The 18,014-nt window shown below is 43.5% G+C and carries 15 protein-coding genes and 2 tRNA genes; 4 read left to right on the top strand and 13 right to left on the bottom strand.

From position 1 onward, the window contains the following. The first annotated feature begins 27 nt into the window (after positions 1 to 27). Positions 28 to 1,908 carry an ABC transporter permease gene (locus LLF92_07555; GenBank protein MCE5340967.1) on the top strand — a complete coding sequence of 627 codons (1,881 nt, stop codon included), beginning with the start codon at positions 28 to 30 and terminating at the stop codon, positions 1,906 to 1,908. 93 nt (positions 1,909 to 2,001) lie between these two features. After that, positions 2,002 to 3,054, top strand: coding sequence for a diguanylate cyclase (locus LLF92_07550; GenBank protein ID MCE5340966.1), 1,053 nt, complete (start codon positions 2,002 to 2,004; stop codon positions 3,052 to 3,054). Between the two features lie 121 nt (positions 3,055 to 3,175). On the opposite strand, the gene LLF92_07545 is transcribed toward LLF92_07550, so the two are convergent. From LLF92_07545 to LLF92_07520, 6 genes are all read right to left on the bottom strand, one after another. Then, a complete protein-coding gene (locus tag LLF92_07545) occupies positions 3,176 to 4,378 on the bottom strand; it encodes a glycosyltransferase family 2 protein (GenBank protein MCE5340965.1) in 1,203 nt (400 codons plus the stop codon). Between the two features lie 11 nt (positions 4,379 to 4,389). Then, positions 4,390 to 5,238: a metallophosphoesterase gene (locus LLF92_07540; GenBank protein MCE5340964.1), complete on the bottom strand. Its 849-nt coding sequence runs from the start codon at positions 5,236 to 5,238 to the stop codon at positions 4,390 to 4,392. Beyond that, a complete protein-coding gene (locus LLF92_07535; GenBank protein MCE5340963.1) occupies positions 5,239 to 6,084 on the bottom strand; it encodes a serine/threonine protein kinase in 846 nt (281 codons plus the stop codon). It lies immediately after the preceding gene. A gap of 763 nt (positions 6,085 to 6,847) precedes the next feature. Then, the gene (locus LLF92_07530; GenBank protein MCE5340962.1) at positions 6,848 to 7,486 is read right to left on the bottom strand and encodes a PEP-CTERM sorting domain-containing protein; all 639 of its coding nucleotides are present in this window, start codon (positions 7,484 to 7,486) and stop codon (positions 6,848 to 6,850) included. 415 nt (positions 7,487 to 7,901) lie between these two features. Further along, positions 7,902 to 8,597 (bottom strand): PEP-CTERM sorting domain-containing protein, encoded by a 696-nt coding sequence (locus tag LLF92_07525; protein MCE5340961.1) that lies wholly within the window; start codon positions 8,595 to 8,597, stop codon positions 7,902 to 7,904. A gap of 405 nt (positions 8,598 to 9,002) precedes the next feature. Next, a tRNA-Asp gene (locus tag LLF92_07520) sits at positions 9,003 to 9,076 on the bottom strand. A 570-nt stretch (positions 9,077 to 9,646) separates the two neighbouring features. Between LLF92_07520 and LLF92_07515 the strand changes: the two genes are divergently transcribed. Next, positions 9,647 to 9,940: a flagellar biosynthesis anti-sigma factor FlgM gene (locus LLF92_07515; protein MCE5340960.1), complete on the top strand. Its 294-nt coding sequence runs from the start codon at positions 9,647 to 9,649 to the stop codon at positions 9,938 to 9,940. A 73-nt stretch (positions 9,941 to 10,013) separates the two neighbouring features. Here the strand turns inward: LLF92_07515 and LLF92_07510 are convergent, their stop codons facing one another. Both LLF92_07510 and queA read right to left on the bottom strand, forming a co-directional pair. After that, positions 10,014 to 10,472, bottom strand: coding sequence for a PTS sugar transporter subunit IIA (locus tag LLF92_07510; GenBank protein ID MCE5340959.1), 459 nt, complete (start codon positions 10,470 to 10,472; stop codon positions 10,014 to 10,016). A gap of 85 nt (positions 10,473 to 10,557) precedes the next feature. Further along, positions 10,558 to 11,613 (bottom strand): tRNA preQ1(34) S-adenosylmethionine ribosyltransferase-isomerase QueA, encoded by a 1,056-nt coding sequence (gene queA / locus LLF92_07505; protein MCE5340958.1) that lies wholly within the window; start codon positions 11,611 to 11,613, stop codon positions 10,558 to 10,560. Between the two features lie 131 nt (positions 11,614 to 11,744). Here queA and LLF92_07500 point away from each other — a divergent pair, with 131 nt between their 5' ends. Continuing rightward, positions 11,745 to 11,960 (top strand): hypothetical protein, encoded by a 216-nt coding sequence (locus tag LLF92_07500; GenBank protein MCE5340957.1) that lies wholly within the window; start codon positions 11,745 to 11,747, stop codon positions 11,958 to 11,960. Between the two features lie 306 nt (positions 11,961 to 12,266). Here the strand turns inward: LLF92_07500 and LLF92_07495 are convergent. The 5 genes from LLF92_07495 to LLF92_07475 all read right to left on the bottom strand — a co-directional run bounded on the left by LLF92_07495 (position 12,267) and on the right by LLF92_07475 (position 18,013). Next, positions 12,267 to 12,339: transfer RNA gene (locus tag LLF92_07495), tRNA-Asn, on the bottom strand. Positions 12,340 to 12,498: 159 nt separating this feature from the next. After that, positions 12,499 to 12,876 (bottom strand): RNA-binding protein, encoded by a 378-nt coding sequence (locus LLF92_07490; GenBank protein MCE5340956.1) that lies wholly within the window; start codon positions 12,874 to 12,876, stop codon positions 12,499 to 12,501. Between the two features lie 253 nt (positions 12,877 to 13,129). Beyond that, a complete protein-coding gene (locus LLF92_07485; GenBank protein ID MCE5340955.1) occupies positions 13,130 to 14,275 on the bottom strand; it encodes a serine/threonine-protein phosphatase in 1,146 nt (381 codons plus the stop codon). Then, complete coding sequence (locus tag LLF92_07480) at positions 14,276 to 16,000, bottom strand: 4Fe-4S binding protein (GenBank protein MCE5340954.1); 1,725 nt, start codon at positions 15,998 to 16,000, stop codon at positions 14,276 to 14,278. 3 nt (positions 16,001 to 16,003) lie between these two features. Next, complete coding sequence (locus tag LLF92_07475; protein MCE5340953.1) at positions 16,004 to 18,013, bottom strand: [FeFe] hydrogenase, group A; 2,010 nt, start codon at positions 18,011 to 18,013, stop codon at positions 16,004 to 16,006. Between the last annotated feature and the right edge of the window lies 1 nt (position 18,014).

The raw sequence follows: 18,014 nt of genomic DNA, 5'->3' as shown, positions 1-18,014 counted from the left end.
TCGTCGAATGAGTTATAATACTCTGATATGGCAGAGAACGAAAAAACTATTCCAAAATCATTTATGACCGCAGGTCCTACCCTGCACTACAGCCACGCGAACGTCAACGGCTGTTATTTTCTCGCTGTCTGCATTTATTATTTCACGGCGGTTTTCTGGTCGAAGCTGCTGACAGGCGACCTGATTTCCCATGTATTCCCCGGCCCGTTCTATCTCGAAAAATTAATCCTCTCACCGTTAAGCATTTATGAATATCCCGCCCAGATTTTCGTTATGGGTCTTCTGCTCGGAATTTTAATTGCAGTGCCGATTCTCGCTTCACAGTTAATGAGTTTTAAATACAGCATACTTTTCATTATTGTACTGACATTCATCGCCGGTCTGCCCGGGCTTGCACTTGCGGTTCTGCTCGGCGCATTCTGCGCAGCAGTCAGGCCGCTGCGTTTCAGGTCGAGAATTATTTCGTTCGTCTTGTGCGTATCGCCTTCGATAATATATTTCGGTTTTTGCGGCGGCGCAAAAAACGCTGACAGCCTGCGATGGGCACTGTCTTACGCGCCGTGGGGCGACGGCCTGCTGAATGCGATTGCTATCGCCGGCCTTGTTCTGCTCATCGGGCATTTCACACGTTACAGGCCAAGTCTTATATGGACAATTTCAGTTGCTGTTTTAATCACAACTATTTTCGTTTTCCAGGACGGTATCAATCTTTCCGAACTTGATTATCAGCTCTACATAGCGGAGAACAATCCTGACACAATCAAAGAATTTCAGGACACAAGTCTTACCGAATCATTGGACAACGTACTAAAAGGGCCTCGCAGAAACAGTTATTTCCAGCCGCCGTTTTATCCTGTTGATACTATCGCGTTAAGAGGCGTTCTCAAAAAGGAAATTCAAAATCGCCTGCTTCTTGAACGCTGGCCGGAATGGTTCTATGAATATTCCGCACCGGCCTATCAATCGCGTAAAAGGCAGTTATTAAAGGAATACGAAAAATTCATCAATCCTGAAAAACAGTGGTGGAAACCGGAAATAGTTCATACGACTTTATTAAAAAGCCGCGCGAGAATACGGCGAATGCCCATCGCGCTTTATTACAAAGCGATGCTTAGCGAGCTTACGCCGGAGTTAAATATCCTCGTCGAAAAAGAAACGCTGCATTTTTACAACGATTACCCGCACAGAGAAAATCTTCCAATATGGCACAGGCTGTTTTCAGAATTTCCAGATAGTCCCGAATCCATCGAAGCCCGCTGGCGAAGAGCGATTCATCTTGCCGGAATGGGTGAATTTTCTCACACACAGGAAATGATTAATGAAAGCCTGGTAATGATTGCCAAAGAAATGGAAAATGTAAAACAGGTATCCGCGGACGTGACCGGCGAAATTTTCCGCAAGCCTGCCAAAACGGTTATCACGGAATACGACCTTAAAAAACTGAAGAGAAGATTTTTATATTTGCAAACTCTCATCAGCAACGAAAATCTCGGAAACAATGATAAAAATAAAAAACTTGTCGCGCAATTCGTTCTGCTCAATCCGCACGACGTGCTTTACAAAAGCCAGCTCGATTATCTGCTCGAACAGGCCGGCGAAAATTCTCCGCTGAAAGACAATATCGTGCTGGCACAAATAATGCTGATTTCCGACGCGATTCAAAGAGCCGACCAGTTGGGCAAAGTCGCAAAAGATTACCCCGGAACCGATGGCGGGACACAGGCGAAATTTGAACAGGCTTCGCTGAAACTTACTATCTGGAAAGAACATCAGTTAAGCGAAAAAGAAAAGGAAAAATACCTCGCTGAAGCCCAAACCGGCCTGCAGAAATTCCTGAAAGACTATCCAAGCAGCTATCTCGCTGAACAGGCACAGGAAAAATTAGCAGTATTGCCCGCCGCCAAATAACACTTCCCAACTAAAAATGCCGCTCACCCTCTTTAAATTACCTTTTTTGCCAAGTTTGACTTTTTGCTCTGTTTTTGGTATAATAGCCGGACAATGCAAAGCAGGATAACAATAGACAATTTAAAACCGCAAGCCGAAGTGTTGCTTATTGGCAAGACCGATAATAACATTGTTAATACCAATGCAAATGAGGATATTCGGATTCAGAACTGCCTGCAGGTTTCGGAAGCTGTTGATGTGTGCGAAAAACAGCAATTTGATGTCATAGCAATGACAACAGATGTTCTGGATGACAAGCTGAACGGGCTGTTAAAAAAACTTCGTCAGTCTAACCCTGCCGCAAAGATATATTTACTGACGCATATGTGGCAGGAGCCAATTGCCGCCCATATTGTCTCTCACTCTTCAAACGGTACGAAACTTTTAGACGATTATTATATCTGTCCGGTTGTTTTCTTTTTGAAAAATCCGCCGAAAGCATCGCCCGAAGCGCAACAAGTCTCTGCTTCGCTGTCAAGCAGCCCCGTTATGCAGGAACAGCTCGATCGCATCGCGATTCTCGAAAGACTTGTGATGGAAGACGAACTGACCGGTGTTAAAAATAGAAGATACATTCGTGAATTCCTGCGTCAGATAATCAACCACGCAAAAAAATTATCTCTGCAGGTAACGCTGCTGATTTTCGATATTGACAATTTCAAACAATACAACGACCTTTACGGCCATCCGGTCGGCGATAATATTTTGAAACAGGCTGCTGTTCTTATGCAGAAATGCTGTCGCAGACAGGACGTTGTCGCCAGAATCGGCGGCGATGAATTTGCGGTAGTCTTCTGGAACCTGCCCGGTGAAAACGCAATCGCACTCGACAGCAGCGAACTGGAAGAACGAAGAAGAATTGAAAGCGAACATCCGACGCAGGTAATAAATATCTGTGAACGATTTAGAAGAGAACTCAACACAACAGATTTACCGGCATTAGGCGTTGACGGCAAAGGCACACTGACAATCAGCGGCGGGCTGGCTACATTTCCTCGCGACGGCTCAACAGTACCGCAGCTTTTGGAGCAGGCCGACAAAGCGCTCTTCGAAGCAAAACGCAACGGCAAAAACAGAGTTTACCTCATCGGCAACGAAAACAAATAATTACTCAAACTGACCGATGGTCAGTTTGAGAGTTGTTAGTTGTTAGCTGTGGAATCCCAACTTTGTCGGGATGACATTTTATAGATAATTAAAAATTGAATAAATTTTCAATCTTCCATTTCTAAATCCGTTCCACTTCCGTCGGACTTATCAATTTATATTTAATTCCTCGCCATTCTATCGTTCTGCCGACAGACGAAGAAATAATGCAAACCAGCATAAGCAACGCCCACACCGGAGCGGCCAAAATATCGGCTATCGCCGCTACTTTCAAACGCTGCCATTCAGCAGGAAAAATTTCACTAATCATTTTCTGACGCAGCGAAGCAGTAAAAATCTGTCCCGACAGCGCCAACATCGCCGCCAATAAAAATATATACCAGTGCGAAAAACCTGTGCTTTTGAGATAAACCGCGATTGCCGCAAATCCCCATAAAGCAAACACCGAATATGAACAGATGATTAATCCAAAAAACCACGTTCCGAAAGAAGTAACTCGCGTAAGAAGAAATTGCCTGCGTGCAAACTCAAAAAAGCTCGGCCAATTGCATTGTTCATAAGAAGCGACAAAACAGGCCGGCACAAAAAAAACTTTCATGCCTGCTTTTTTTGTCGCCCTGCTTATTGTCAAATCATCGCTGACGGCATTTTGCCAGATTTTTTCCATTCCGAGTTTTTTAAACGTCTCGACACGAATCGCCATCGACCCGCCCCATGCCTGGTTGAAAATCGTCGCGCCAAGAAGCTGCGCGACTTTAGCATTCAGTATCGAAATCGCAATCGTCGCGAAATTATTCTTCATCGGGACATACCATCGATATCCGCTCGAAATGCCGTGCCATTCCTTCCGCAGCGGATATGTAAGTTCATTCAGCCAGTTCGACCGAACACAGGCATCCGAATCCGCAAACGCAAATATTTCGGTGTCTTTTGCCGCGGCAGCACATCCAAAAAGCTGGTTATGAAGTTTCTGGCCGGCACGAGCTGAAACGCCCGCTGAAATAACGCTTATCTTGTAAGCCTTTGTTTTGTTTTGTAATTTCTCCCTGATTGCAAGCAGTTGATTATATGCCTGGTCGGATTCGCTTTCAGTCACGAAAATTATTTCATAATCGCTGTAGTCGAGATTGTAAAATGAAGTGATATTTTTTTCGAATTCGGTATCAATACCTTTGCAGGGAATAATTAGCGCGGCTTTACGGCAGAATCCGATGCGATTGCGGTCGGCTTTGCGCAAAACAAATCGATAATTCCGCACGACCAGCAGAACCGTCAGCCCCTGCGCAATCATGGTAATAACAACCAATGCGTACAAAAAAATCATATTAACCGTCCTTAGCCAATACTCGCAATCGGAACAAGCGATTTAATCAGCTTGTCTATCGTATATTCAGCGTCAAGTTCAACCCGTATCAAGTGGCCGTGATTGTGCTGCGAATCGATAATTATAAGATTCTTATTATTGCTTGACCAGCCGGTTTCCTGCACCTGATGACCGAGTACGAACAAATCGACATCGAGTTTACCGGCGAAAAAATTAAGGCTTTCTTCGCTTTGATTTCTGCCCCACGTCAGCGTATAAACCGAATTAGGACGAACAATATCACTCACTTTCAGGTGCCTGTCGAAAATTGAAAAATCGAATTTATCAACGTTTCTGTCTGCCGGCAGCGAATGTGAAATCCATATTCGATTGGCAGTTTTAACCGCCAAAGGCTGCGAAAACAAAAATCTTTCGATTGCGCTTTCAACCGCCTTCATCCTGCTGCCGTATTTTCGCTTCAGCGCAGCCCTCATTGACGCGTTCATTTCCTTGCCGCCTTTCATCACATCGCTGTTGTTTATGAATGCGGTATCGTGATTGGCGAGGATGAAATGCACCTGGTTTGGAAAATTAAGTTTGAGTTTGACGGCATCGGCAAGTACCTCGAACGAAAGACAGCCGCCATGCGTATCTTCCTGACCACCGTGAATAATTTCCTGCAAAATCAGATGCCTGTCAGGATTTTTTTCGAGATTTGAATATGAAACGATGCGTTCAAAATTTCTTCTATGGCCGTGAATGTCTCCGGTAATTACCAAATCGCCCGCTGCCGGCAAAGCCACTATATTAGCCTTGCGGAATTTATCCTGCTCGTTAGCAAGGATACCGGCCTCAAGCAGCTTGATAAAATCTTCCGCCATTTATTGTCCGCCTATCCTTTTGGAGAAGATGCTGTGAATCAGCAAGTCGAGCCTTGTAATCACGTTCGCCATCGACGTGGGACGTTTTGAAGGTTCTTCCTTAACGCAATCAACGACAAGATTCGAAACGCTTATCGGAATTTTTTTATAAATTTGATGCGGAGCGGTAAGACCTTTCTGCCCCAGAAGCGCCGCAAGATCGTTGCCCTGCGGAATCAGCGTCGGCACATTTTTGCCTGTCAGCGCCCAGTACATTGTCGCACCGAGATTGAAAATATCCGTTCGCGCGTCTAAGTGCATTCTCTTAACCTGTTCGGGAGCGATGTAATCGGGCGTACCCTGAATTCGCGGCTTTACAGTTCCGATTTTACAGCCCTGTCCGAGGTCGATAATGCTGATAGCTCCGGATTCGTTATTGATGAGAATATTATTTGGTTTGATATCGCAGTGAATGTATCCCTGCTGATGCATCGCGCCCAGTCCCTCGGCAACCATTCTGAAAACCAAAAGCACATCGCCAAGACTCAAACCTTTTGACCTCTCAAGCGATTCGCCCTCAAACAAATCCATCGACAGACACAATTCTTTTACTTTGAGAAGTTTGCGAATTTTAATCAGCTTATTGCATTTGCGGAGATAAGGATGATTGACTGCCTTTGAAACCTCATATTCATTTTCTATTTGCTCAAAAATACGGTAATCTTCAGGTGTTTCATATACGGCTCGTTTGAGCGCAACGGTCTGGCCGCTTTCCTTGTCTTTGGCAAGGAAAATCATGCTCCTGGCTCCTACGCCAAGTTTTTTGATGATTGTAAAACCTTCTAATTCAAATCGTTCAATAGCCATTTATATTGTCAATTATATATAATAATAAATAATCTTTAAATAACAAAATACTGGGACACAAAGGTCGGCAAAAAAATGAGGCTGTATAGAATCTCTGAAAACTCCCCGAACGGGACAACTTTACAAACCTGTCGAAGATATAACCTGTTACAAAATAACGATTTACATACGCCTACAACCCGTTTATCCAGATGACAAACCTACATAATAGCGTTTTTCACTTGGTGTGATTTCGCAAAACTTAAATCCAATAAGAATAAAAGCTTGAGTATAATGAAAATTCATGTAACTGTCAATATTCTTCACTTTTTGGTGTGACAGAGGGGTGCATCAAAAAATAGTGGCACGTTGTACTCCCACGCTTAACTTTAATAGCAAACGTCAGTTAAGAATGGTCATCTTACTTTGCAATGGCTGATAGCATAGTAACCACTGACATAAACTTATATAAAACCGCATTTTTGAAGAACAAATAACGTTTGTTTTTGTTACGATAAATGAAGAAGTGCCGAAAAATCTTGATGCACCCCTCATTTCTAAGAAGTGGGTATTTACTTGACTCCACCAATTCCAATATATAGTAGTGGTGGTGGTGATGATAAGAGACTCACTGGAGCACTACTGGATACCAAAGCAAAGCAGTCACTTAACTGTAAAATGGATTTGTCCATTTCAAACTGAACCGGTACATATTTGCTTTTTTATTCACAAAAAAACGGCAAGAATAATCCTGCCGTTTTAAATTCATTAATTTTTGATGATTCTATTTTTTTCTGCGAATCAGACCTAATGCACCTATTGCAAGAATACTTATTGTTGCTGGTTCAGGAATGACTGTAACGACAAGATAATCAGGAGTACCGCCGATATAACCTTCATCAGATACGCCATTAAACCCCATTTCAAAACTGATTGACACTGGCGACATGTCCACGAACTTATCCATTGTGATTGGGTACCAAGGCATCATGTGTTTTTTGTCCAGGACAGCAGTGCCTCTTAGTACAAGGTCAAGAACTTCCCCTGTGTAAGTTTCCTCCAGTGTCCACTCTGTAATCAGCCCTTCGTAGCCGCCGACCTCTGTTGGATTGTCTCCGAACCACGGGGCGTTACCGAAGCTGTTGAGCTGAATAAAGCCACAATAGATTCCGTCTTCCCAAGCAGGGTCATGTGCTTCAATATACCACTGAGTATCGCCAGAGTACCCCCAAGCATCGAACATTCCGACATCTCCTGTGACATCTTCCCAAAATGATGAAACAGTTGCACCTTCCACATAAGGAACATTCGCAATAATCGTTGAACCCTCTGTGCGGGAATCATAGGTGCCGGTAACTGGTGCAGCCATAAGACTGGCGGTGACTGTGACTAATACCGCACAAATTGCTACTAACTTTTTCATTTTCTCTTTCCTTCCAAAAAATAAAATAATAAATAATTACAAATTTACTTTAAGGAGCTAAATAATAGATAGGAAAAAAGAAATGGCTCGTTTTCTCGCCTTCTTCCAAATCTTCCGCTCCGTCCCTAACAAAAGGACTAACCCAAACTACGATAGTTAATTATAGCCTAATTACTTACCCATTTCAACTGTGGTAAATACGGGTTTCAAGAAAAATCTTCTCAATCTATTAAGTAGGTAGATTTGAAAGTTAGATCAATACTCAATTTTAGACCTTCTCTCACTCGAATTTTTCTTAATTTTCACAGACCTGACCTTCTTCCTTTTGGTGTATTTTGGTGCACTTGCTTTTTTATTCACAAAAAAAACGGCAAGAATAATCCTGCCGTTTTAAATTCATTAATTTTTGATGATTCTATTTTTTTCTGCGAATCAGACCCAATGCACCTATTGCAAGAATACTTATTGTTGCTGGTTCTGGAATTGTACCGAAGTTATCAAACATAAGCGTTGCATCGCCGGCAAAGCCGATTCCAGGAACGTCTACATAAGTTGCGCCATCACTGGGGCCGCACTGCAGGCCTATATCGTCTGCATTAGCGATTACATCTGCAAAGGATTTGCTTCCTAACTCACATACAAAATTTTCCGCCAACAAAGCTATCTGATGTGTTGTCCAACTTATGTCGCTGTTTGGATTCCAGCTGTAGGCCTCCTTAGCGATATAGTATGTGCCGCCGCTGGCGACGTAGAACCTTACCATTGGGGTACCGCCATCCTGAGCCGTAGCAGTGCCGCTAACTTTAAAATCCACAGTCAATGTACTGTCAGTTAGATCCGTCCAAGTCGTTTGTCCGGTTCCAACCCCACCAACAATATTAGTAGGATTAATGCCAACAACACGCGACAAAGTGGTAGCAATGCAACTTATGTACCCATCAGTATTACCTCCGGTGCTGTTATAGGTGGTAGCCGTTTGAACATAGCTCTGGTTCATCCACAACCAACCGGCGTTACTACTGTCGAATGTTTCTACATACGCAGCATTTGTATTGGCTGACAGACCAATCACAAGCATAACAATTGCGCAAACTATGACCGTTTTCTTCATTTTCTCGTCCTCCAAAAAAATAAATAATTACAAATTCACTTTAAGGAGCTAATAATAGAGGAAAAAAGAAATGGCTCGTTTTCTCGCTTTCTTCCAAATCCGCCCCGTCCTTAACAAAAGGACTAACCCAAGCTATCGACGGCCAATTATAACCTAATTACTTACCCATTTCAACTGTGGTAAATACGGGGTTTTAAGAAAAATTATCAATCTATTAAATAGATAAGATTTTAACACTTTTGGATCAATTCTCAAATTTAGACCTTCTCACCACCTCTCCAGCTCTAATTTTCACAGACCTGATCCAATTCTTTTTAGTGCATTTTGGTGCACTTGCTTTTTTTGATATTTTTAGTGAAACAAAAAAAACCTTGCAAGTTATTTACCTGCAAGGTTTTACATTAACGAGGCCGAAGGGGTTCGAACCCTCAACCTTCGGATCGACAGTCCGATGCTCTAGCCAATTGAGCTACGGCCCCGTAAATTGCTCATCTAATTGAGATGTATAAAAGTAATCGCAAAAATTAGTTTGTCAAGCTATATTAATCCGGATTCTTAATAATTTTCATCTCGTTCATAACTGTTAAGCAAAGCTGTTGAAGAAGTTTACGAACCGCACAACCACATTTAAAAATTTACTTTTTCCATTTTATGTAAACCAATTCTCCATCAACGAAACAATTTATGCTTGTTTTAGGACCTCGACACACAATATGTTGTATCCCATCAAATTCGCCAAATTATCAATTACATCGTAGCTTAAATTAAAATAAACAGCCTTGATAATATGCAGTAACAGGGCTAAAAACACAGTTTTTATGCAAAAACGCAACATTTAAATATATATAAAAAAGTTAAAACTTTTTTAAAGTTTTGATTTTCATACAGACGATATCAGTATTGTAAGTAATAAATTTAAAGCCGTAATGGATTAACGGGACACAACATATAGGGGCTCGTAAAAGCCGAAATGCTTTGAGCCTTTGGATTTAGCTGAAAAAACGGATTATTCTCGGGCTAAATTGTATTCGAGAAAGGTTTTAGCGGAAATGAAACAATTTAAAACACAATTACATAACACCATGGCTTCTAATCGCAGGCTCAATTTGAATGAGTGCGAAGAGTTAAATCCCACAGATGATATAAGAACAGAAGAAATGCTGCAGTCGGCGGCCAAAAAACCGCTTTCGCAGCTTTTGGATAAAATCGCCCAACTGCCGGAAGTAAGATACGAGAAAATAACGACCGTCCGCAGACAAATCAGTATGGGTGAATATCAAATCGATGAAAAACTCGATGCTACTATCGACAGACTGCTCGAAGAACTTATCGTAGAGCAATAAGCGAATACCGCTACACTTGAACATAAACGCACTTCTTATGTGTTTTGGGTCCCTATCCTAACCGCACAGGGAGTTATTCAGCTTCTTTTTCGCTGATCAATTTATACAACTGTTCGGCGGATTGTGAGTTTTGAAGCGTTGTTTTAAATTCCTCATCAAGCATTAATCTGCTGATTCTGGCCAATGCCTGGATGTGCGGGCCAGTTCTGTCAACCGGTGAAGCCAGCAAAACAATAATGTAAACAGGTTTGTTGTCAATGCTCTGAAAATCAAGGCCTTTGTGTGAAATGCCTATCGCCATTACAAGCTCTTTTACGCCATTGCATTTGCCGTGCGGAATAGCTATACCGAAACCAATGCCGGTACTCTTTGTGCTTTCGCGTGTGATAACAGACTGGAAAACCTGCTGTTTGTCATTTAATAAATTTGCTGCGCCAAGAAGGTCAACGAGTTCCTTTATTACAGATTCTTTATCTGTGCCTTCAAGCGGAACCTTTACACAAGTCGGTTCAAGAATTTGTGTCAAAATCATTTCTACTAACCCTACATAACTAAATCTAAAATTTATTACAAGCCAGTCATTATATCGGCACTTTATCCTTAGGCAACAATTTAATCTATATAATCAACATACAATCGCCGTAAGAATAAAAGCGATATTTTTGCTCCACAGCGTGTCTGTACGCCTTTAATGTCGTTTCCATGCCGGCAAACGCCGCCACAAGTGCCAATAATGTAGATTTCGGCAGGTGAAAATTTGTAACCATCGCGTCTGTAATCTGGAACTTAAAGCCGGGCAGGATAAAAAGATTCGTAGAGCCTTTTGATGGAATGACCTTCCTGCCCCCCGCCGCAATCGCGACGGTTTCGAGCGTTCTGACGGATGTTGTGCCGATGGCTATGATTCTACCGCCTGAATTGATGGAATTGTTTATAATGGCCGCGTTAGGCGCATCGATGCAGTATTCTTCACTGTGGATTTTGTGCTCTTCGAGTATTTCGGTTTTTACCGGCAGAAAAGTTCCTGCGCCAACGTGCAGCGTAACTTGCGCAACTGCAACGCCGAGGTCGACGATTTTGTCGAGTATTTCAGGGGTAAAATGCAGGCCCGCAGTAGGGGCGGCAATTGCGCCGTTGTGGCGGGCGTAAACGGTCTGGTACCGTCGGCAATCCTCCTGATGCTGCAAAACAGGCTCCGGCCTTTTTATATACGGAGGCAAGGGAGTAAAGCCGATTGTCTCCAAAATCCGGTCGGTATCCAGCGGACTTTGAGGACTGATAAGCCATTGGCCGGCGTCGAGTTTTGTCTCAAGTTTTGCCGGACAGAAGTTGTTTTTTTCTCTGTCTAAAAGGCTTATTATTTGACCTTCTTTCAGCTTTGAGGAGTTCTTCAGCATCGCTTTCCAAAAGCTCTGTTCAAGAGACAAAAACAGGCCTTCAATCGCGGCACCGGTGCTCTTTTGGGCATAGAATCTAGCCGGAATTACCTTTGTATTGTTGATGACAAGGCAATCGTTCTTCTGCAAATGTCTAATAATATCGCCAAAACCGCTGTCGGCTATAGAGCCTGTGGAACGGTTTAAAACCAGCATTCGGCTTGAATCGCGAGAATCGGCCGGCTTTTGCGCAATTAACTCCTGCGGCAAATAATAGTCAAATTCTAATGTATTCATTACATTAAATTATCAGACCTTTCGGAAAATAACAAAAAAAATCGTGGAAGTTTTTTTGATGCTGATAAAGCACCTGGTCAATAAAACCGATGATAAAAGCATAACAATAACAATATATACAGGGCGAGTAAATGGATAGTGAAAGATTGTATGAACGTTTGGCAATAGCAATTGCTTCGCTTGGAAGAAACGAAGTCGAGCACAAGATAAAAAATTTCAGAGGAACATTTAAATTCGATTTTACAGATGAGTATCTTTCCAGTCTGACACTCGACCGCTTAAAACATATCCTGCTGGCCGCCATATCAACCAAACTTAAAAGAAGAATAACAATCGATAAAGCCTAATGCCAACCAGCATTTTTTCCCGTCGTCTGATCACACAAATTGAAAATTGTTTGTATATCCCCCAAATGGGACAGGATTATTCAACCAATTAGTCAGTAGAACAGAGAATCTGAGAGTTTACCAAACTGGACTGTTTAGGGTTAACAGGTCAAGAGGTTCGGGGGAGGGGGTTATTGCTTTAAAAAATTTAGCTACTTTTCATGTAACATATTTTGTAACAAGCGGATAAAGCGATGGTTAGGAAGGCTATAAAATCCAGAAATGAGCGCATAAAAAAGTCCGCCAATTTTTTCAATAGCGGACAATCTCCCCGACTAGGATTTGAACCTAGGACCTAGCGGTTAACAGCCGCTCGCTCTACCGATTGAGCTATCGGGGAAAAACTTACAGAAAATGGATTATCTCATTTCGTAATTATTTTGTCAAGCGCAAAAATCGCCTGAAAAACATCAAAAAACAGGGTTTTCACTCTAAAATCACAGCAGTCCACACCGTTCAGGATATAGACTACCGATAATCATATAAGTAAGCTGGGCAATTAGCGTGAGCGATATCCGCCGCCGCTACCACCGCTGTCTCTATTGCCTCTAAAGCCGCCGCCTCTGCTGTCTCTGCCGCCACCGCCGCCGAAACCGCCTCTGCGTGGGCCACCGAAACCACCTCTGCCGCCAGTTGTTCTCTCTTTTGCTTCGTTCACCTTTAACATTCTGCCGCCAAGGTCTTTACCGTCAAGTTCCTGCATAGCTGCTGCTGCCTGTTCTTTAGACGGCATCTCAACAAAGCCAAAGCCTCTGGGCTCGCCGGTGATTTTATCCTTAATAATAGCTGCCGACTTAACCTCGCCGTAAGCCTCAAAGGCTTGTTTCAACTGGTCTTCTGTTAAATCGTTCGACAAATTTCCTACATAAATGTTCATTTGAGATTCCTCAAAAAAAATAAAAAATCCCGTCTTTTGACGGATAAAGCTGCACACGCAGCATATTTACCATAATATCAACGAAAGATGTTAAATAACACATGATGGGTTAGATATGTTCGATAGACTTGTCCAGACATCAAATATCCAATATACGCGTATCATAGAAACATCGCTTCTGTATTGTATCGCCCAAAACCCCGTTATCAATTTAATTTTTTAATCTAAACGCTCTGCCTGCTGGTTTGACACCCTAAACATACCTGACAAGCACCAGTTTTCCTTCGCTTCGTAATTTGTTTGCCAGCAAGGGAATGATTTTAGCTCTTGTTAAAATGCCGGTCTGTTTGAAAGCGATATTATCGCTGGCATTGTTAAAAGCACACCCCATAAATATGCGAATACAGTCAGCTTTTTTAAGATGATGCCATAATTCAGTAACGCCACTTTCCTCTTCGAAGCTGTCAGCCTCTTCATCCCAGATATTATAAACCTGATTGAGCGTCACCGCGCCTTCAGTTACAAGGTCGATTCCGTCAATCGAATATTTCGGCGGAGCGATTAAGCTCGCGTCCTGCGAGACGGAAACCTTTTTACCAAGATATTTAGCCGTGATGGAAGCTGTCGTCGCGCCGCAAACGATATGCGTTCCAAGCGAATTTACAAATTCCTGAACAATTTTCGCGTCATTGACTTGATGACTCGGCGGCCCGGTCATTAAATTTACAAAATTTCCCTGCCGACATTTTGCAGCCAACACCGTGCAATCGTCGCCTTTAGATTTTGCCCACAAATTGCGAGCCTGATTGTGAACCATCACAGCAATATCGTCTGGCGAAGTGCCCTTGCGTATTTCCGCATTCGCAAACTTCTGCACGCCTTCGGTTTCCCAACCATTTACAAGTGTTCCACCCATCCCGGCCTGCGTAATGCCATCACTGGTCAAAAGTATCGCATCACCCGGCTCGAGTATGCACGTCGATTCGGTACTGATGCAAATATCCTGCGAATGAATTTGCTGCGGGATAACTGTCGCGCAACCAGATGCAAGCAATATCGCCGGCGGAAATTCATAAGCAAGAATCGTCGCTGTGCCATCGTTTAAAATTCTGCAAATACAAAATGCCGTGAATGGTTTTTCAGGACTCCGCCACTGATTCATTGTTTTAACCGCGGCATTGAAAGCCTCGCGCAAAGTGAATCCACTTTTGAGAAGCTCACTCAATCTGCTCGCGCAAAGATTGGCGGCTATATTCGCCTTGATACCAGAGCCAATTCCATCGCAGCAGATAATTGTCGTTGAAGTAGAATTCCGGTCGGAAACAACCAAATCGCCGCAAGGCCCCTGTGGCAGTTTAGAGCTTTGAACTAATTTTATGTCAATGTACAAATTTGACATTTATTCACGTCTCTTTTGTTTTCTCTGCGATTCATCTTCAGCAAGCTGCATCAGATTTGCGACAAGCCGTTCGCCCTTTGCGGTGCTTTCGCCGAGGAACTGCGCGATTTTCTGCGCCATTTCAAGCTGATTATCGTAAAGCTCACGAGCCTGCGAAATCGTCTGCACGCGCAACTGGTCAAGTTTTTCTTTAGTAAGCTGACTGTTCGTGATATTCACGAAAATACCGACAACCTGATTTTCTTCCCGCAGACAGTACATAATCTGATGACAAATTATGTTATATTTTTCATGAGTAACGGTCTGCTCATTAAATTTCATATCCGAATTGAGCAGTATCTCGAACGGTTCGGGATCCATCAGTGAAGAAATTCGTTTGCCGTACTGCGCATCGGTGCAAAAGAAAAATTTCTTGAACGCCGGGTTCATACTCATAACATTCAGCTTGTCGTCGAGTATGACAATCCCGTTCGGACTTGTTTCGATAATTCGGTCTGTTCGCTGCTCGGCCAGCCGCCGCATATAAGGAATGCACATCTGCTCTTCTGCCATTCCGCGAATAACCGCGATTGCTTTTTCCCTGCACGACGGATACCCGCAGGCTCCGCAGTTGAGCTGGTCTTGCGGATTCAATTTGCCGGTCTTTTCGAGTTGCGCACGGATTTGTTCTTCGGTTACTTCGATTTCTTTGATAATCTGCGGATTAAATCCTGCTGAAAGTTCAAGCGTGACAGACGAATCAGCTTTTTCATTTTTGTTCACCGCGTAGGAAATAATTCTCTTCCTTCGCTCGAACAAATTTTCCGCACAATCCGTCGCCGGCCCGTTGATACAGCCGTTTGAACAAAACAAAGGCTCAATAAAAATTCCCTGCCCGTCGGACGTCCAATTTTTCAGCGCCTCGTTAATATCATCAAAACCGCTGATACTGACAATCTTCGGCTCAAGCATATCCGAACTTTTTTCGCGCGTTTTGATTTCACCGCCGGCCAGAGGAAAATATCTCGCCTTGCCCGGCACAACATCATCAAAACTGCTCTGCTCACAATTATTCAGGTCGATTTTTTCCTGCTCGAACCATTGCTTCAATTCCGCGAACGTCAAAGCGCAATCAACAATACCCTTATACTCCGGCCGTTGAATTTCGCCTTTTTTGGCAATGCAAGGGCCAATGAAAATAACTTTCGCCTTGCCACCGAGTTTTTCTTTTATGATTTTAGAGTGCGCAATCATTGGCGAAACCACCGGCACAAGATTTTCAATCGCCTGCGGCTGATAAATTTCAACATATTTGACAAAAACAGGACAAGCGGTCGAAAAATGATTCTTATCCGGATTGGCTTCGACGATTTCGCCGGATTTTTGGGAAATATAATAAGCGCCGACCGCTGTCTCGGCAACATAGCTGAAACCGAGTTTGCGCAAAGCGGAGGCAAATGAATTTACCTGCCAATTGCTGAAAACTGCCGCAAAAGATGGCGCGATACTCGCGGCGACAACAGGATTTTCTTTTACAATGATTTTCGCTTCTTCGAGGTCGTTCCTGAAAACTTTTGCCTGCTGCGGACACTGCCGAACGCAGGTTCCACACATAATGCACTTTTCTTCAACAACAAACGCCTGGTTATCGCGCATCTGGATTGCCTTTACAGGACATACTCGAACACACCTGTAACAATCTCTGCAACGCGCTTTGTTGGTAAAAACGACCTGCGTATTTTTCATATTTTAGCCTGTTTGAATTTGCGTTATCTTTTCTTCAATCAGTTCACGAGCCTTTTCAAATGTGCATTTATGAATTACCTTATCGCCGACTTTTATTGTCGGGCCTTTACTGCAATTCTCAAAGCAGAATGTCGCCTTAATATCGACCTTGTCCGCTATATTAGAGCTTTGCAGATGATTTATCAACTGACTTAACAATTTTTGTGAGCCGCGGATATAGCAGCTTGTTCCGACGCAAACGTTGACCGCCAGTTTTTCGCCCTGATTGCTGCCCAAATCAAGCGTATCGCTTTCAATTCTTCTGCGGTTGTAATAGCTCGTATGCAGCAGTTTGTGCGCCTTTTCAGAATTCGGCGATTTAAGTACATTTTTGTAAACATCTGCGATATATGGGTTGTCCTGTGATTTATGAAGCTGGAGCATCTTGTCGGCTTCATACAATCCTTTGCTTCGATGCGCGACCACGTTCCGGTCGAGCGAAACAGGCTGACCGGCACCGGCGATACATCCGCCCGGACAAGCCATCACTTCAATGAAATCATAATCGCATTTGCCGGCCTTTACTTCATCCGCTACTTTGCGTGCGTTGCCAAGACTGTGCACAATCGCGATTTTTAAATGCGTTCCGTCAATATTTACGCCGATTTCCCTGATACCTTCTTTGCCGCGAGTTTCTACAAAATCACAAGAATCCAGTTTCTTGCCGCTGATTTTTTCATAAGCGTATCTCAATACCGCTTCGCTTACACCGCCGGAGCTGCCGAATATTACGCCCGCGCCGGTTTTGAATCCAAGCGGCATATCGAGCGAATCTGGACTCAACTTATTGAACTCAAGTCCGCGTTCCTCAATCATTCTGGCCAACTCTTGCGTTGTCAATACATAATCGACATCGCGTATATCACCGACCGCAAACTCACTGCGTTTGGCTTCAAACTTTTTCGCGGTACAAGGCATAATCGAAACTACAACCAAATCTTTTACATCAACTCCCAAAATGCCTGGCAGCATACTCTTTGCGAGCGAACCGAACATTTGCTGCGGAGACCTGCACGAAGACAGGTTCGGCAGAAGTTCCGGATAATATTGTTCAGCGAACTTTACCCAGCCCGGACAGCAGGACGTAAACTGCGGAAGTTTTTCGCCGGTTTGTTTTCTTTTAAGAAATTCTGTCGCTTCTTCGATAACCGTCAAATCAGCCGCGAAAGAAGTATCATAAACTTTATGGAATCCCATAATCCGAAGCGCTGAAACAATCTGACCTATGGAAATAGTGCCCGCGGGCAGATTAAACGCTTCACCGAGCGCGACTCTTACGGCCGGTGCGATTTGAACGACAACTTTTTTCGCAGGATTTTCAATCGCCTTCCAAACATCGTCAATTTCATATTTTGGTGTAATAGCGCCGGTCGGACATACATTTGCACATTGGCCGCAGTAAACGCACTCAACAGAATTCAGGTCTTTCCCGAACGCCGGCAAAACACAAACATTATGACCGCGATGAGCAAAATCGATAGCGCCTATGCCCTGCACTTCGGCGCACATTCTCACACAGTCGCCGCAGAGAATGCACTTGTTCGGGTCGCGAACAAGCGATGGCGAAGAATCGTCCAGCGGCAGCGATTTCTTCACAGGTTTGAATCTTACTTTCGTGACGCCTAATTTACGGGCGAGGTCCTGCAATTTGCAATTCGTATTTTTTTGGCAGGTGGGACAGGAATAATCATGACTTGCCAAAAGCAGTTCAATTGAAATACGTCTCAATTCCCGCAGTTCCTGACTGCTGGTCTTGACTTTGAGTCCCGCTTCCGGAGGAGTAGAGCAGGACGCGACAAGACCTCGCCCTTCGATATCAACCATACAAAGACGGCACGCGCCGTACACGCTCAATTCTGAATGATAACAGAATGTCGGCAGCTCGATATTCGCCTTTCGGATTACCTCGAGCAGATTGCGTTCGTTGTCAAAAGTTACTTCACGACCATCTATAAATAATGTTTTATTTTCCATT

Source organism: Planctomycetaceae bacterium (genome assembly GCA_021371795.1).
In the GTDB taxonomy this organism is placed as follows: Bacteria; Planctomycetota; Phycisphaerae; order Sedimentisphaerales; family UBA12454; genus UBA12454.
Note: the sequence above shows the minus strand (reverse complement) of the source record. Positions and strands in the feature narration are given on the sequence as shown.

Excerpts from the sequence above, each read along its gene's own strand:
- LLF92_07555 (MCE5340967.1), top strand. The coding sequence starts at position 28 with ATGGCAGAGAACGAAAAAACTATTCCAAAATCATTTATGACCGCAGGT.
- LLF92_07550 (MCE5340966.1), top strand. The coding sequence starts at position 2,002 with ATGCAAAGCAGGATAACAATAGACAATTTAAAACCGCAAGCCGAAGTG.
- LLF92_07545 (MCE5340965.1), bottom strand. The coding sequence starts at position 4,378 with ATGATTTTTTTGTACGCATTGGTTGTTATTACCATGATTGCGCAGGGG.
- LLF92_07540 (MCE5340964.1), bottom strand. The coding sequence starts at position 5,238 with ATGGCGGAAGATTTTATCAAGCTGCTTGAGGCCGGTATCCTTGCTAAC.
- LLF92_07535 (MCE5340963.1), bottom strand. The coding sequence starts at position 6,084 with ATGGCTATTGAACGATTTGAATTAGAAGGTTTTACAATCATCAAAAAA.
- LLF92_07530 (MCE5340962.1), bottom strand. The coding sequence starts at position 7,486 with ATGAAAAAGTTAGTAGCAATTTGTGCGGTATTAGTCACAGTCACCGCC.
- LLF92_07525 (MCE5340961.1), bottom strand. The coding sequence starts at position 8,597 with ATGAAGAAAACGGTCATAGTTTGCGCAATTGTTATGCTTGTGATTGGT.
- LLF92_07515 (MCE5340960.1), top strand. The coding sequence starts at position 9,647 with ATGAAACAATTTAAAACACAATTACATAACACCATGGCTTCTAATCGC.
- LLF92_07510 (MCE5340959.1), bottom strand. The coding sequence starts at position 10,472 with ATGATTTTGACACAAATTCTTGAACCGACTTGTGTAAAGGTTCCGCTT.
- queA (MCE5340958.1), bottom strand. The coding sequence starts at position 11,613 with ATGAATACATTAGAATTTGACTATTATTTGCCGCAGGAGTTAATTGCG.
- LLF92_07500 (MCE5340957.1), top strand. The coding sequence starts at position 11,745 with ATGGATAGTGAAAGATTGTATGAACGTTTGGCAATAGCAATTGCTTCG.
- LLF92_07490 (MCE5340956.1), bottom strand. The coding sequence starts at position 12,876 with ATGAACATTTATGTAGGAAATTTGTCGAACGATTTAACAGAAGACCAG.
- LLF92_07485 (MCE5340955.1), bottom strand. The coding sequence starts at position 14,275 with ATGTCAAATTTGTACATTGACATAAAATTAGTTCAAAGCTCTAAACTG.
- LLF92_07480 (MCE5340954.1), bottom strand. The coding sequence starts at position 16,000 with ATGAAAAATACGCAGGTCGTTTTTACCAACAAAGCGCGTTGCAGAGAT.
- LLF92_07475 (MCE5340953.1), bottom strand. The coding sequence starts at position 18,013 with ATGGAAAATAAAACATTATTTATAGATGGTCGTGAAGTAACTTTTGAC.